A 15,182-nucleotide genomic window follows, 5' to 3' on the forward strand; every position below is an offset into this window, starting at 1 on the left:
TCAGCCGATGAGACCGGCCCGCAGCCGGCCGTACGTCTTCAGCGCCTTGTCGGCGGTCTTGTGGAGCACCGGGTTGGCCAGCACGGTGGCCCTGGCCTTGCGCGCCGGCACCCGCATCATCCAGTGGAAGCCCGCCGCCGGTCCCGGCCTGGCGAGGCGGCCCTCGGCGACCGTGAACTCGCCGTTCTTGAGCTTCTCCTTGTACTCCTTGTCGCCGCGGCCCATGTCGATCACCTGGATGCCGGCGGCGGCGGCCTTCTCGGCCATCGCCAGGTGGTGGATGAGGCCGGGGGAGTATTTGGCGAAGTCGGTGTCGTAGGCGGGGAACCAGCCGGCCAGGGTGGTGCGGGTGCGGATGCCGAAGTGGCCGGCCACCGGCCGGTCGCCGACGTACACCATGTCGAGCACCCCGGCGAAGCTCTCTCCGCCGGTCGTCTGCAGGCGCTCCACCAGCTCGACGATCCACCGGTGGGAGAACCGGTCGGCACGGCCGGTGCGGCGGTACTGGTCGGTCTTCCAGCCCAGCAGCGTGTGGAGCGGCGCCGGGTCGGTGATCGCGTACTCGTGGCGCACCTCGCCGGCCTCGCGCCCCAGCTTGCGTGACTTGGCCAGCGTCGTCTTGTAGGTCTTGCCGGAGTTGGCCCGCAGGTAGTCGGTGTAGGCGTCGTAGCCGTCGCTCAGGTCGATGATCGGTGACGGGTAGGTCTCGTGGCGGGAGCCCAGCAGGGGCTGGCCTGCCACCAGGTGGTCGAACTCGTAGACGCTGAGCCCGGACCGCCGCAGCAGCCGGAACGGGTCGACCTCCAGGTCCTTGGCGAAGATCATGCCCTGCGCGTCGGTCAGCCCCGCGGCCACCGGTTTGCCGATGCCCAGTGGATGGCGCTCGAACGGGAAGAAGCCCGCGATCTCCGGCCCGTCGTAGAGCACCGCGACCCGTACGGTGTCGCGGAGCTCGCCGACGATCAGGGTGAACTCGGGAGAGAGAAAGGGGTTGTCGAACGCCGGGTCGCTTTCCTGTAGCGTGCGCCAGCGGCTGACTTCGGCGTCTCCCAACTCTCTGGGATGAGCGAGGGTGACCTGCACGGGGCTCCTACTGTCGACATGCCTCAAGCGGCAGACATGTGGACAGCTAGTTTACGGGCTACAGACCAGCGCTTTTCCCACAGGTTCGGAACGTTATCCAACTCTCAGCTCGCCTTCAGGACCGAATAACGTTCTAATATCTGACCATGACCGTACCAGGGATCGACCGGCCCCGGCTCTTCGCCTGGATGGGCCGCCACGCGCCCGACGCCGGTGAGCCGCTGTCCGTCTCGCTCATCTCCGGGGGCAGGTCCAACCTGACCTACCTCATCGAGACCCGCGAGCGCCGCGTGGTGCTGCGCCGCCCGCCGCTGGGCCACGTGCTGCCCACCGCGCACGACATGGGACGCGAGTGGCGGGTCATCTCCGCGCTGACCCCGACGCCGGTGCCCGTCCCCGGACCGGTCGCCTTCTGCGCGGACGAGGAGGTCATCGGCGCGCCGTTCTACCTCATGGACCACGTGGCGGGCGCGGCGGTGCGGACCAGGGAGGAGCTCGGCGACCTGGCGCCCGAGCCGACCAGGCGGCTGAGCCGGAGCCTGGCCGAGGTGCTGGCCGCCATCCACGCCGTCGACTACCGGGAGGCGGGGCTGGACGGGTTCGGCCGCCCCGACGGATACCTGGCCCGGCAGGTCGAACGCTGGTGCAAGCAGTGGGAGCGGTCGAAGACGGCCGACCTGCCCGACTTCGACCGGCTGGCCGACCGGCTGCGCGAGAGGCTGCCGGCGCGGTCGGCCGGCACGCTCGTGCACGGCGACTACCGGCTCGACAACACGCTCGTCCGGCTCGGCCCGGAACCGGAGATCCGCGCGGTCGTGGACTGGGAGATGTCCACCCTCGGCGACCCGCTCGCCGACCTCGGGCTCACGCTCACGTACTGGCAGGACGCGGGGGACGAGGAGCGGGCCGGCATCCCCGTCTCCGGCGACGTCACGGCCGCGCCGGGGTTCCTGACCGCCGCCGAGTTCGCCGCCCACTACGCCGAGGTCTCCGGCCGCGACACCGCCGAGCTGGGGTTCTACGTCGCGCTCGGCAACTTCAAGCTCGCCGTCATCATCGAGGGCATCCACGCCCGTTTCCGCCAGGGTAAGACCGTGGGGGAGGGGTTCGAGCGGATCGGCGCCGCCGTGCCCGTCCTGATCGCCCGCGCGCACCGCATGCTCGGCCCGTCGTGACCGCCGGTCACGGCCGCCGCCCGAGGTCCGTCACCCACCCACCTCGCTGAGGAGCTTCATGAGCACTGTCGCACTCATCACCGGAGCGGCGAGCGGCATCGGCGCCGCGGTCGCCCGCCGCCTGTCGGCGGGCGGCGCCAGGTGCGTCCTCGTCGACCTGGACCGCGAAGGCGCCGAGCGGCTCGCCAAGGAGGTCGGAGGCGCCGCCCTGGCCGCGGACGTCAGCACCGAGGAGGCGTCCAGGCGAGCCGTCGACCTGGCCGCGAGCACCTACGGCCGCCTCGACCTGGTCCACCTCAACGCCGGCATCTCCAGCGGCGTCGACCTGAACGCCTTCGACCCGGCCCAGTACCGCAAGACCGTCGGGGTCAACGTGGACGGCGTCGTCTACGGCGTCGCCGCCGCCCTGCCGCTGCTGCGGCGCTCCGGAGGCGGCGCCATCGTGGTCACCGCCTCGCTGGCCGGGCTGGTGGGCTACGACGGCGACCCGATCTACACCATGACCAAGCACGCCGTCGTCGGGCTCGTCCGCGCGCTCGCCCCGCCGCTGGCCAAGGAGCACATCCGCGTCTCCGCCGTCTGCCCCGGCTTCACCGACACCCCGCTGGTGGCCGACGCGCGCGAGCTGTTCGTCAGCGCCGGGTTCCCCCTTCTGGAGGCCGACGAGGTGGCCGCCGCCGTGGAATCGGCCTTCTACACCGAGGAAACCGGCAGCTTGTTCGTCGTACAGCCGGGTAGGCAACCGGTGCCGTACCGTTATGCGGGGGTTCCTGGACCCGCGACCGGGCAACGGCCACCATCGTCCTGACCGTTCGCAAGCCACTCGCAAGCTGGACGGTTACGGTGAAGAAAGCCGGGCCTCACCGCCCGGCCTCGCTCGGAACGTTCGCGAAGGGTGGGTTCGGTGATTCCGACGGAGGGTCGACATGCCCGCAAGCGGTCCCCGTGGCCGCTGGCAGTAGGGGCGGGTGTGGTGGCGGTGCTGCTCGTCGCCGGGATCATGACCTACGCCGGCCTGCGGTCCGGCTCGGACGAGCCGCCGCCCGCCACCTACGTCGGCGGCGAGATCGCCTCGACCGCGCCCACCGAGCCCGCCCCCGACCTGCCGCCGCCCCCCGTGGTGGAGGACTGGCCGCGCTGGGGCGTCACCCACACCCAGTACAGCGCCGACAACGAGGGCGCGAAGGTCCAGGACCGGGCCAGGAACATCCTCGGCCGGGTCCCGATGCTGCAGAACCAGCACATCATGGGCTGGGGCGCCGGCAACCCCGAGCCGAGACCCGGCCAGCACAACTTCGTCGACCTCAACCGGCGCCTGACCTTCATGTCGTCGTCCCGCGCCATCCCGGTGATCACCCTGTGCTGCGCGCCCGACTGGATGAAGGGCGGCCAGGCCGGCCGCACCGACTGGAGCAAGAACCACACGGTCGCGGTCAAGCCCGAGCACTTCGACGACTACGCCAAGCTCGCCGTCCGCGTCGCCAAGCAGTACCCGACGGTCGAGTACTTCATGGTGTGGAACGAGTTCAAGGGCTTCTGGAACGAGAGCGCCAACCGGTGGGACGCCGAGGGCTACACCGAGCTCTACAACAAGGTCTACGACGCGCTCAAGAAGGTGAACCCGAAGATCAAGGTCGGCGGTCCGTACATGCCGATCGAGAGCGCCAAGGCCGGGCGGCCCTCCGACCTGAGCGGCCCCTATGGCACCGTCGACCAGCGGGCGCTGGACGCGATCGAGTACTGGATCGAGCACAAGAAGGGCGCCGACTTCATCGTCGTCGACGGCGCCACCATGACCACCGACGCCGGCAACGTCCCCGACGACTTCGCCGCCACCGCCAAGTTCAGCGCGATCACCAGCTGGCTCCGGCAGAAGGCCGGCGAGCTGCCGGTCTGGTGGGCGGAGTGGTACGTCGAGCCCGACAACTCCGGCTGGTCCGAGGAGAAGCGGGTCGCCGTCCAGGCCACGGCCCTCATCGAGTTCGCCAAGAGCGGCGTCAACACGGCCCTCTACTGGAACCCGCAGGCCAAGGGCGGCGCCGAGTGCCCGGGCTGCCTGTGGCGGCCCGGCACCGGCGAGGAGCTGCCCATGGCGGGCCTGCTCAGCGGCTTCACCAAGTGGTTCCCCGCGCACGCGCGGCTGGAGCAGGTCCAGTCATCCGACCCGCGGGTGCGCGTCCTGGCTCAGGAACGCCAGCTCTTCATGGTCAACACCGCCGAGACCGCCGTGACCGCCACCGTCGACGGCAAGCAGGTCACGCTCCAGCCGTACGAGATCCAGTGGAGCGGCCGCGGCGGCTCCTGAGCCGTCACAGCCCCGCGATGTGGACGAACCGCTCCACGATCACCCCGAGCGCCGCCGCGAACGCCGGGACGCCCACCCACAGCAGCCACCGGCGGGCTCGCGGCGCCCGGCGCGGGCCGCCGAGCCGGATCACCTCGTAGCCGAGCAGGCAGATCCACGCCACCCCCAGCGCCGCCACGCCGACGGGTGTCCACGGGGAGGTCGGATCTCCCCTGCCCTTGTACGGGCGAGGCTCGGGGATCTCCGTGCCGCGCACGAACGAGCCCCAGGTGTAGAGCGCCGCGTCCTCGTTCGCGTAGACCCGCTTCAGCTCCGGCGCGGCGTCCAGCGCGGCCCGGAACCTCTCGCCCCAGCCCTCAGGGAAGCCCTCGTTGAGCTGCAGGTAGCTGACCTGGCCGCGGCTGACCACTATGTAGGTGTTGCGCGGGCTCTCCGGCCCCGGGCGCAGCCGCTCGATCACGCCGGAGATGTTCGACGGATCCTTGTACACCTGCGCCTGACCGGCGAAGTTGACCAGCTCGATGTCGCGCTCGCCCCACGGCAGCGTCGGCGTGACCTCCGGCCCCAGCTTCGGCACCAGGTAGACGACCCGGGCGCTCGGCTTGTCGTGCTCGTACACGTAGTGCATGGCCGCGACCTCGCCGGAGGTCACCCGCTCGAACTTCTCGTTGCCGTACCGGGCGACGAGGAAGGCGCCCGCGAGCCCCACCGCGATGCACGCGGCGAGCACCAGCGAGACCTTCCTGGTCAGGTCGGGGTTGAAACGCACGTTGCGCTTGCGCAGCGGGACGGTCTCCTCGCGCACGTCGGCGCTGTCGGCCGGCATGTTCGGGAAGAACGCGTACGCGGCCAGCAGGCACGCGCCCGGCAGCGCGAACATGTAGATGCGCAGCCCCATCTCGCCGCCGTAGCTCTGCATCGCCAGCGCCAGCGCGGGCACGCAGAGCAGGATCAGCGCCGCCCGGTCGAACACCCCGCGGTGCAGCCGCCGGTAGAGCCCCACGGCGGCCAGCGTCAGGATCACCACCAGGATGCCCAGCCGCGCCTGGAGCACCAGCGCGTGCAGCGAGTCGCTGCCCTCGATCCGGGCGCCGGTGTTGGTCTGCAGGTTGTCGAAGACCCGGCCGAGCCCACCGAAGATCGTCTCGATCTGGCCCACCCAGAAGCCGACGGCCATGTAGCTGATCCAGGTCAGCACCACCAGGCCGAGCGAGAACGGCAGCGCCCACGTCAGCGAGGTCCGCTTGAACAACAGGAAGGCCGTCACCACGCCGAGCATCATGAACGGCGTGATCTGGTGGGACGCCGTGGAGGCCACGAACAGCGCCAGCAGCAGCATCAGCATGAGCAGCTTGTCGGCGCGGTACATGCCGGTGTTGGCCAGCTCGCCCGGCGTCATCGCGTCCAGGCGGCCCAGCAGCCTGCGCAGCCCCTTCGCCGGGATCGGCTTGGTACGCGGCTCCACCCGCCCGAACCAGCGCAGCAGGATCGCCACGAACGCCAGATAGAGCGCGAACGTGAAACCCTGCGGCGAGAAGTAGTCCTGCCCGATCCACTGCACCAGGATGAACAGCAGCGCCGCGAACCAGCGCGCCCGCGTCGTCGCCACCACCTGGCGCAGGATGAGCACGAACGGCAACAGGTAGAGCAGGTTCGACAGCAGCGGCGACCAGTTCAGGATCGGCGTCAGATCCTCGATCCCGGCCGCCTTCGTCACGAACGCGAACAGCGCGAAGAAGCCCGGCCAGCCCATGCGCGCGTCGATGTTGATGGCCGTCTCGCCGGTCCTGCCGATGAACTCCACGAAACCGGCATGGATGTACGCGGTCGGGAACCGGGGTTCCTCGGCCACCAGCGCCCCCACCCCGTGCAGGGCGAACGTGATGGCGGCGATCTGGAACAACAGCAGGAACTTGCGGTCGGTGCTCTGCGCGACCGTGACGAAGAACGACACGATCATGATGAGGATGGCCGCGAAGGCGGTGACGGGCAGCGCGGAGATCAGGCCGAGGCCGTTGATGTCGTCGGGGTCGACGCCCCAGTACGGGCCGGGCGGCGCCTTGACCGCCAGCACGTACATGACCAGGCCCTCAAGGACGAGCAGCACCGGGAGCCACTTGGGCGCGCTGACCAGCAGCCGCGCCCAGAGCCCCGCCGGCCGGCCGGCCTGCTGCTGGACCTGGGGCCGCGGCGCGGGCTCGGCGGCCGGCCGCTCCGCCTCCGGCGCCTCACTGGACGTCTCGCCGGGCGCCTCCTCCGTCGCCTCGCCGGGCGCCGCCTCGGGCGCCTTCACCTCTCGCCGAAGCGCCGTGGCCCCATCACCCCTGGACCCGCCCTCCGCCTCCGCGGGGGTCACGGGCTTGCCGCCGGTCTGGGCGGAGGTCGCGGACGTGTCCCCGGTCCCGGCGGGTGTCGCGGGCTTGTCGTGGGTCTTGGTGGCGGTGGTGGCCGGCTTGCCGTCGGTCTTGGCGGCCGTGTCGGTGTCCTTGCGGACCTGCTGGACGGGGAACGGGGTCGTGGCGGACGAGTCCTCGACCGGCTCGGCCACGGGACGGAGCGTCACCTTGGGCAGCGTGGCCGTCCCGGACTCCTCGGAGTCCCCGGGATCGTCCTGCGGGGCGCCGGCCTTCTGGCGGGCCGTCCGATCCTTCTCCGCGTCCTCCTGGGCGGGGAGCTCGGACTCGTCCGCGTCCTCGGGGGTGGAGGAGGGCTCCTCAGCCGCCGGGCGGGGCGTGGCGGATTGCGGCGTGGGAGCCGCCTCCGGGATGTCCGGGATGCGGAACGTCATGGTCTGGCTGGAGTCCTCGGCGTCCCGCCCGTCACCGGTGGAGCCGGCGGCGTCGGCGGTGGAGTCCTCGGCGTCCCGCTCGTCTCCGGTGGAGCCGGAGTCGGCGGTGTCCTGCGCGTCATCGGCGGCGTCGGCGGGACGGCCGGTGGCGGGGTTCTCGCCGGGCGAGGTCTTCTCGTCGGGGCGGGGCTTGCCGGGCGGGCTCTGGGCGGCGTCGAGGTCCAGCCGCGGGATGATCCCCGTAGCCTCCGGATCGAAGGGCACCTCTGACTCCTCTCCCGTGTCCCCCCGTACGCCGGAAGAGCCGGTGAAACCCGCTGTCATACCATCGCCGTCCCGTTGCCTCACGTAGACCATCATGGGGCCCCGGGCGGCCCCTGAGCGACGCTGAGCTGCCGCGTTTCGGCAGGCTTGAGAATCTTACGTAGTTTTCCGAAGATCACCAACGCGACGAGAGTCTGGCTGATCAGCATGCCGTATCCCGCCGCTTCCACGCTCGCGAACGGGAACAGTACGGCGATGGCGGTGAGCACAGCCGCCGCCAGCCCGATCTGGAGGGCGGCCAGTTTACGCACCTCGCCCATCGCCCGCAGCGCGCTGAGATAGATCTCGATCAGCACGCGCGGCAGCACCGCCAGCGCCATGAGCCGGAGCAGCAGGGTCCCCTCGGCGGCGAAGTCGTCGCCGAACACCTGGAGGATCAGCGGGGCGCCGACGACCACCACCAGGATGATCGGCACGATGATCATCAACGCCCTGCGCAGCGCGTTGCGGCAGTTGGCGGCCAGCTGCGACCGGTCGAAGGAGCCTTCCACGGTCAGCGACACGGCCATGTTCATGGCCAGCAGCTCGATCATGCAGCCCAGCGTGTGGGCCATGGAGAACCGCCCGAACGTCGCCTCGCTGACCTGGGTGGCCACGGCCACCGGCACCAGGTAGACGATCGCCAGGACGGAGAGCGTGCCGGGGAAGTCGCCGGACAGGAACCGTCCGATCTCGCGCATCCCCGGCGGCCGCCGGTCCAGGGCGGCGGTCTGCCGCAGGTGCCGCGGCACCACCACCCCGAAGATCAGCCAGTTGATCGGGATCAGCGCGATCGCGGTCGGCACCATCCAGGAGACGAAGATGCCGCCGTCGGGCAGCGCCCCGGCGAGCGCGATCAGCAGCCCCATCTTCGCCAGGCCGAACACGATGCTGTTGACCGGCACCCACACGGCGCTGCGCAGCCCGGTCAGCACCACGTCCTGGAGGGTGAAGACGGCCCAGACCGCGACCGCGCCGAGGAAGAACAGCCCGGGACCGAACCCGGCCAGCACGGAGTACGTCTCGCCCCACAGGGGCAGCGTCAGCAGGAAGCCGAAGGCCGCGGCGACGCCGGTGGCGGCGGCGATGCCGTAGCCGCGCAGGATGAGCCCCGGCGTGCGGCGGCCGGCGATCGGCAGGTAGCGCGCGAGCGCGCCCACCAGGCCCAGCGCGGTCAGCGACGCGAACAGCCGCATGAGCGTGATGACCGCCTGGCCCCTGCCGAACTCCTCCTCGGAGAAGTAGTGGGCGGCCAGCAGCCAGTAGCCCATGCCGAGCACCGCGGTGATGCCGGTGTTGGCCATGAGCGCGTAACCGTTGCGGAACAGCGGGTTGCGGAGGTCGCGCAGCAGCCTCCGCCAGAGATCAGACATGGCCGCGAACCCGCTGCAGCCCGTATCGCGTCCTTCTGACGACCGCGTACCCCTTGGTCAGGACGCGTTCGCGCAGATAGATCAGGGGCACGGCGGTGCCCTCGACGGCCTTCTTGAACATGCTGATCGTGGTGTGGCGGGAGACGGTCAGGCGCGGGATGGCGAGCATGTCGTGGCGGTCGGCCGCGATCGCGTTGTTCACCGCGCAGGCGGCGAAGTAGCCCGCCTTGCGCACCTCGCGGCGGACCCGCGCGCTGGAGTAGCCGTACGGGTAGGCCATGGTGGCGACGGGCGTGCCGAGCTTGTCCTCCAGCAGGCCCTTGTTGCGGCGCAGCTCCTGGCGGAGTTCCTCCGCGCGGAGCTGGTCGAGCTGCGGGTGGCTGTGGCTGTGACCGCCGATCTCGATGCCGCACTGGGCGGCCTCGCGGGCCTGGCCCCAGCTCAGCATGTCGTCGAGCGGCCGGCCCGCGGCGTCCTTGCCGGCGTCGGAGACCCAGCCGCTGGTCAGGAAGACCGTGGCGGGGAATCCGTGGCGCTCCAGCAGCGGCAGCGCCTGGGCGTGGAAGTCGGCGTAGCCGTCGTCGAAGGTGAGCACGATCGGCTTGCCCGGCAGCTCCCTGCCGTTGATCTTGTTGAGTCTGGCCACCAGGTCGCCCAGCGTCAACGGCGTGAAGCCGCTCTCCGCGAGGTAGGCGAGCTGCTCGTCCAGGTCGGACGGCCGGACCGAGTGCGGTTTGGTCTCCTCGTTGGGGGAGTCGGTGACCGAGTGGTACATCAGGATCGGCACCCTGATCATGAGCGCACCGCCTTCAGCCGGATCGAGCCCACCAGATAACCCCAGGCCGTCCAGGCCAGCCCGATCACGATCGCGAAGGCCCGGCCCAGACCGCCCACGTCGCCCCTGACCGCCTCGCCGAGACCGCGCAGCGCGCCGAGCGGCAGCGTCTTCATGGCGTGCGCCCGCTCGCTGGACAGCCCGTCCTGCGTGCCCACCTCGCGGGTCACCAGGGCCTTGGACAGGCCCTCCGCGTAGCAGCGGGAGCGGAAATAGGCGAACGTCTCGCGCTGCCGGGACACCTTGTGGCCGATGACCGCGGCGGGCTGGAAGATCATGACCGAGCCGGGCCTGCGCTGGCTGAGCCGGATGCAGAACTCGGTCTCCTCGCAGCCCAGCGGACGGCTCTTGCGGCCCTGCACGCTCCGGCCGATGCCGCTGTGGAAGCCGCCCACCTCGGACACCGCGTCGCGCAGGAAGGCCGCGTTGCCCCCCATGACGTTGCGGATCGGCGCCTTCACCTCGGGCATGCCCCGGTAGGTGCAGCCCACGGTCCAGTCGAACTCGTGCGGGAACCAGCGCGGCCGGCGGCCCGACGCCCAGATCGGCTCGGTGCGGCCGCCCACGCCGACGACGCCCGGATCCTGGAAGCCCTCCTCCAAAGCCTCCAGCCAGCCGGGATCGGCGACCGCGTCGTCGTCGAGGAACGCGACGATCTCACCGTTGGCGGCGGCCACGCCGGTGTTCTTGCCGCCGGACAGGCCCGGCTCGTGGGAGTTCTCCACGACGGTCGCGTCCGGGTAGGCGCGCTTCAGCTTCAGGTGCAGGTCGGGGTTGTGGTCGACGACCAGGATCAGCTCGTGGGGCGGGCGCGTCTGGCGCTCGACCGACTCCACGGCCTGCCTGATGTCCTCCCACCGGTCCTCGGTGTAGACGCAGATGACGACAGACGTGTTCACGACGATTCCTTCGGGGGCGTTCGAGCGTGCGGAGCGCTTACGCGACGCCCCGGTCCGCAGCAGGGGCCGCGGCGGGCTCGGGCCTGGGGGGAGCCGGCCGGCGGCGCCACTCCCGCAGGATCGTCCTGAGCACGCGCAGGCCATCGCGTACGACGTGCAGGTTGCTCTCGCCGTGGATGCGGTCGCGCTCGTGGCTGGGCACCTCGTGCACCTTCAGCCCGCCCTTGGCGGCGCGGATGTTCATCAGGGTCTCCACCTCGAAGCCGTCGCAGTCGAGGTCGAGCACGTCCAGGTGGCGCGACCAGAAGGCGTTGTAGCCGTAGCACAGGTCGGTGTACTGCGTGCCGTACATCTTGTTGACGATGCCGGTGAGGACCTTGTTGCCGAGGCGGCGGCTGAAGGTCAGGTCGTCGCTGCCGCCACCGGAGGCGTAGCGCGAGCCCTTGACGAAGTCGGCGCCGGTCATGAGAGCGCCCACGAACGAGATGATCTCGTGGCCGTCGGTCGAGCCGTCAGCGTCGATCATGACGATGATGTCGCCGGTGCAGGCGGCGAAGCCCTCCGCGAGCGCGTTGCCCTTCCCCCGGCCCGTCTGCGTGACGATCTTCACATTGGGTCGCAGACGGCGGGCCACGGCCACCGTGTCGTCGACGGAGTTGCCGTCCACGAGCACGATCTCGTCGATCCACTGCGGCAATGTGGCGAAGACATGAGGGAGGTTCTCCGCCTCGTTCATCGCCGGCACCACCACGCTCACCGTGGGTGAGATGGCCAAATGCGGGGTGATCGGCGTGAACCGCTCGATGGGGGGCATCGAACGCAGGGGCGTGACAGGCGACTTGCCGTTGGGCTTGACAGTCTCGGGACTCATGACGACGTTCCTTCCGGGACTCCGCCGAGACCTGCCGGCGTCAGTGATCCCCCGTGTGGAGGGAATAGCTGACGAGACAGTTGGTGCATCGACCGGGTCCAGTGAGGTGAGGGCTGTGCTCGGGGGCTGTGCTGGGGTGGCGCTGGGGTGGTGCTGTGCTGCTGTGGTGCTGGGGTGATGCTGTGCTGCTGTGGCGCTCCGGGAGTGCTAGTGCGCTCCCGGCATTTCTTTCGGGACTGTGTTCGGATCGTGCTGTAAGGAACTTCGCACCCGTCCGAAGCCTTTGAGCACTCGGTCGGCTGCCTTATAGAGAGACGGCCGATCGAGGACGATTGTTCGGGCTTTGTTCACGGGAGTACGGCCGATCCAGTGGACGGCGGCGGCGGGCGTCGGTCGCGACACGCGGCCCTCGGCGACGTAGAGGGTGCCGCTCTTGAGCCAGTCCTTGTACTCCTTGCCGCCCTTGCCCATGTCGATGATGTCCAGGCCGCTCCGCGCCGCGGCCTCGGCCATCCGCATGTGGTGGACGATGCCGGGGGAGTAGCGGGCGTACTCGGTGTCGTAGGCCGGGAACCAGCCGACGAGGGTGGTGGCCGTCATCAGCCCGAAGTGGCCGGCCACCGGCGTGTCGCCCGCGTACAGCATGGTGAGCACGCCGGAGAAGTCGGGCGACCTGGAGGCGTGCATCAGGTCGGTCAGCTCGACGATCCACGGCTGGGCGAACCTGTCGACGCGGCCGGTGCGCCGGTACTGGTCGGACTTCCAGGCCAGGAGCGTGCGGAGCTCGCCGGCGTCGGGGGAGGCCCAGGCGAGGCGGAGCTCGCCCTGCTCCCTGCCGAGCTTGCGCTCCTTGTAGCGGACGGTCTTGAGGTTCTTCGGGGAGTTGGCCTTGACCTGGTCGAGCCAGGCGTCGTAGCCGGCGGTGAAGTCCATGACGGGAGCCGGACGGACGTCGTTCTCGTACGGGGCGAACGTCGGCTGGCCGGCGACGAGATGATCGAAGTCGTAGACGGTCAGCCTGCACGCGCGCAGAAGCGTCCGGGCGTCCATCTCCAGTCCGGGCATCGCGATCAAACCATGGCAGGTGGTGAGAAAACCCCCAAGAGGCTTACCAATGCCGAAACTATGCCGCTCATACGGAAAAAAGCCGACAATTCGATCATCTTGTTCGATCACCGCGACGCGCACATAATCGCGCAGCCGATCCAGGGCGACCGCGAACTCCACCGAGAGAAACGGGTTGTCCAGGCTCGCATCGCCTTTCTGGATCTCCCGCCATCGGGCCCGCTCCGGGGCCCCGAGCTCGCGCGGGCGCGCGATGCTGATCTTCACCTTGCCCTGGCCCCCTGTCCGGTCTGCAGGTTCTTGCCCCGGTACAACACGCGCAGCACGTACATGAACCCGCCGAGCACGGCGACCGTCGCCACGCCCGCCCGAGGCGACCAGGCGTCGAACATGAGCATGGCCTGGGCCAGCAGCACGTTGATCACCAGGCTCGCGGCGGCTCCGACGGACAGCGCCGCGAGCGGATCGCGATCACGCAACAGCCCGACCACGGCGGTGCCCGGCACGACGAGCAGGAAGAGGGAGATCAGGAACGGCCGCAGGGGGGTGTCGATGTCGAGCAGGGCGACCACCGCTCCCGCGACGCAGGCCAGCGAAAGCAGCCAGGTGACCGCTCTGCGGTGCTGCTTGAGCATGTGCCGTCTCTCTCCGGTTCTCTTTACGTTGCGCTGGTCTGCGGCCGATCGCTCCATGGGACCAATCGGTGCGCGCGCACGTCAACGCCGACGCTTGGCAATCACGTCAGGTTTACCGCAGCCCGCCCCGTTTCCATGTGGGATTCGCCACATGGGTAAGACCAGCCCCGGCCTACGTGCTCCCAAGCACACCAGGATGCCCTATCCGCCACCCATGTATCGACACAGCGTCCAACTTGTCACACTTTGTCACGGAGGGAAAATGCGGCCGGTCGTACGGCCGCCTCAGGCGCGGGGGTGTCCGTCGCCTCGGCGCTCGCGGTGACGTCGTCGTCCGGGAGGCTGGTGGGCGTGGCCGGGTCGTCCCAGCTGAGCGCGCAGGTCGAGCCGCCGCCGTTGGAGGTGATGGTGACGGTGCCGTCGCCCGCCGCCCCGGGGTCGTGCACGGTGACCCAGATCACGGCGGTGCCGCCCGGCCGGATCGAGCCCCTGGCCGGAACCACGTCCAGCCCGTCGGACGCCACTGCCTTCCAAGAGACGGTCTGATTGCGCGCGCGCAAGCCGATCGTGGCGGCGTTCGCCATGTCCGCCGGGCACGTCGCGGTGAGCCTGGCGGCACGGGCGGTCCGCCGCCGGGTGGGGGTGCCGACGGCCGGGGGCCTGGTGGTCGCCGCCTCGGCGGCGGTCCGCCGGGTCGGCCCCGGCGACGGCGTCCGCTCGCGTCCGCTCGCGGCCGGCGTGGGGTCCGGCGTCTCGGCGGACTCGGCCGGCGGGCTGCCGGTGTCCTCGCCGGCAGAGGCGGTCTCGGTGGCAGACGCGGTGTCGGACGCGGTGTCGGACGGGGTGGCCGGGACGGTGGGGGAGCTGACGGGGGAGGCGACGGGCGGCGGTCGCAGGGCCGTCCCTGCGCCCTCGGCCCCGGTCAGCGCCACCACCACGGTCGTGCCGGCCAGCAGCGCCGCGGCCGTCACCAGCGCCGGCGCCAGACCGGGCCGGCGGCGGACGCGCGGCCGGCCGGACGGCACCGGGAAGCCGGCGCGGTCGAAGCCGTCACCGCGGTCGACGATCATCGTGCGGGTGTCGCCCATCCCCGGGTCCCCGCAGGTGCCGATCACCCGCTCGCGCAGCGAGAACGGCGCGTACGCCACCGGGAGCATCTCCAGCAGCCGCGCCGCCGACACCTGCCTGCGCCGCCGCTCGGTGCAGACCTCGCAGCCGCCGACGTGCGCGGCCAGCCGCCGTCGCAGCGCCGGCGTCAGCCGGCCCTCCCAGGAGTCCAGCAGCGCCGAGAGCTCCGGGCAGTGCGCCCGACCGGTCCTGGCCAGCACCACCGCGGCCGCGGCGTTCTCCAGCAGGTCACGCGAGCGGCGCAGCCTGCTCGCCGCCTGCCGCGAGGTCAGCCCCAGCACCGCGGCGGTCTCGGCGGACGTGAGCCCGTGCCGCAGCGACAGCTCCAGGATCTCCCGCTCGCTCCTGCGCAGCTCGTCCAGCGTGACCGCGACGACCTCGGCCAGCTCGGGGTCGTCGGGATCGTCCGGCGGCGCCGCGGCCACGCGACGGGATCCCAGCCTGGCCATGGCCTGGAAGCGCACCAGGGCGTACAGCCACGCGCGTAACCTGGCCGGCTCCCGCAGCCGTTCCGCGCACCCCTGCGCGGTGACCACGGCGTCGTGCACCGCGTCGGCCGCCCGCCGGTCACCGAGGAGCGAGGCGGCGTAGTCGTGCAGCCGGTCGCCGTACGCGTCGTACAGGCGCTCCGGCGCCCCCCGGTCGCCGCGGCGCAGCGCCGCCACCAGTTCCAGATCGTGGGCGCGGTCGACCGCCGGCCATCCGGGCACGTGTACCTCCCC

Annotated in this window: 12 protein-coding genes; 3 read left to right on the forward strand and 9 right to left on the reverse strand. The window is 70.8% G+C overall.

The window, feature by feature from the left end:
- Positions 1 to 1,053, reverse strand: coding sequence for a GNAT family N-acetyltransferase (locus tag ACQEUU_RS33210; RefSeq protein ID WP_433073348.1), 1,053 nt, complete (start codon positions 1,051 to 1,053; stop codon positions 1 to 3).
- A gap of 176 nt (positions 1,054 to 1,229) precedes the next feature.
- Here ACQEUU_RS33210 and ACQEUU_RS33215 point away from each other — a divergent pair, with 176 nt between their 5' ends.
- From ACQEUU_RS33215 to ACQEUU_RS33225, 3 genes are all read left to right on the forward strand, one after another.
- Positions 1,230 to 2,258, forward strand: a complete 1,029-nt coding sequence (locus tag ACQEUU_RS33215) for a phosphotransferase family protein (RefSeq protein ID WP_433073351.1) — start codon at positions 1,230 to 1,232, stop codon at positions 2,256 to 2,258.
- 58 nt (positions 2,259 to 2,316) lie between these two features.
- Entirely contained in the window at positions 2,317 to 3,066 is a 750-nt protein-coding gene (locus ACQEUU_RS33220) for an SDR family oxidoreductase (protein ID WP_433073354.1), read from the forward strand.
- A 96-nt stretch (positions 3,067 to 3,162) separates the two neighbouring features.
- Positions 3,163 to 4,563 carry a GH39 family glycosyl hydrolase gene (locus tag ACQEUU_RS33225; protein ID WP_433073357.1) on the forward strand — a complete coding sequence of 467 codons (1,401 nt, stop codon included), beginning with the start codon at positions 3,163 to 3,165 and terminating at the stop codon, positions 4,561 to 4,563.
- A 4-nt stretch (positions 4,564 to 4,567) separates the two neighbouring features.
- Here ACQEUU_RS33225 and ACQEUU_RS33230 read toward each other — a convergent pair whose 3' ends face one another.
- From ACQEUU_RS33230 to ACQEUU_RS33265, 8 genes are all read right to left on the reverse strand, one after another.
- Positions 4,568 to 7,615, reverse strand: a complete 3,048-nt coding sequence (locus ACQEUU_RS33230) for a hypothetical protein (protein ID WP_433073360.1) — start codon at positions 7,613 to 7,615, stop codon at positions 4,568 to 4,570.
- Between the two features lie 92 nt (positions 7,616 to 7,707).
- Positions 7,708 to 9,027 (reverse strand): lipopolysaccharide biosynthesis protein, encoded by a 1,320-nt coding sequence (locus ACQEUU_RS33235; protein WP_433073363.1) that lies wholly within the window; start codon positions 9,025 to 9,027, stop codon positions 7,708 to 7,710.
- Positions 9,020 to 9,823: a polysaccharide deacetylase family protein gene (locus ACQEUU_RS33240; protein ID WP_433073366.1), complete on the reverse strand. Its 804-nt coding sequence runs from the start codon at positions 9,821 to 9,823 to the stop codon at positions 9,020 to 9,022. The genes ACQEUU_RS33235 and ACQEUU_RS33240 overlap by 8 nt, the downstream gene beginning before the upstream one ends.
- Positions 9,820 to 10,761, reverse strand: coding sequence for a glycosyltransferase family 2 protein (locus tag ACQEUU_RS33245; protein ID WP_433073369.1), 942 nt, complete (start codon positions 10,759 to 10,761; stop codon positions 9,820 to 9,822). Before ACQEUU_RS33245 ends, ACQEUU_RS33240 begins: the two co-directional genes overlap by 4 nt.
- Before the next feature lie 37 nt (positions 10,762 to 10,798).
- Entirely contained in the window at positions 10,799 to 11,632 is an 834-nt protein-coding gene (locus ACQEUU_RS33250; RefSeq protein ID WP_433073372.1) for a glycosyltransferase family 2 protein, read from the reverse strand.
- A 207-nt stretch (positions 11,633 to 11,839) separates the two neighbouring features.
- Positions 11,840 to 12,964 carry a GNAT family N-acetyltransferase gene (locus ACQEUU_RS33255; RefSeq protein WP_433073375.1) on the reverse strand — a complete coding sequence of 375 codons (1,125 nt, stop codon included), beginning with the start codon at positions 12,962 to 12,964 and terminating at the stop codon, positions 11,840 to 11,842.
- A complete protein-coding gene (locus tag ACQEUU_RS33260) occupies positions 12,961 to 13,332 on the reverse strand; it encodes a hypothetical protein (protein ID WP_433073378.1) in 372 nt (123 codons plus the stop codon). The genes ACQEUU_RS33255 and ACQEUU_RS33260 overlap by 4 nt, the downstream gene beginning before the upstream one ends.
- 239 nt (positions 13,333 to 13,571) lie before the next feature.
- Positions 13,572 to 15,170: a sigma factor-like helix-turn-helix DNA-binding protein gene (locus tag ACQEUU_RS33265; protein ID WP_433073381.1), complete on the reverse strand. Its 1,599-nt coding sequence runs from the start codon at positions 15,168 to 15,170 to the stop codon at positions 13,572 to 13,574.
- Positions 15,171 to 15,182 lie beyond the last annotated feature (12 nt).

Origin of the sequence: Nonomuraea sp. CA-218870 (genome assembly GCF_050936535.1) — a bacterium.
In the GTDB taxonomy this organism is placed as follows: Bacteria; Actinomycetota; Actinomycetes; order Streptosporangiales; family Streptosporangiaceae; genus Nonomuraea; species Nonomuraea corallina.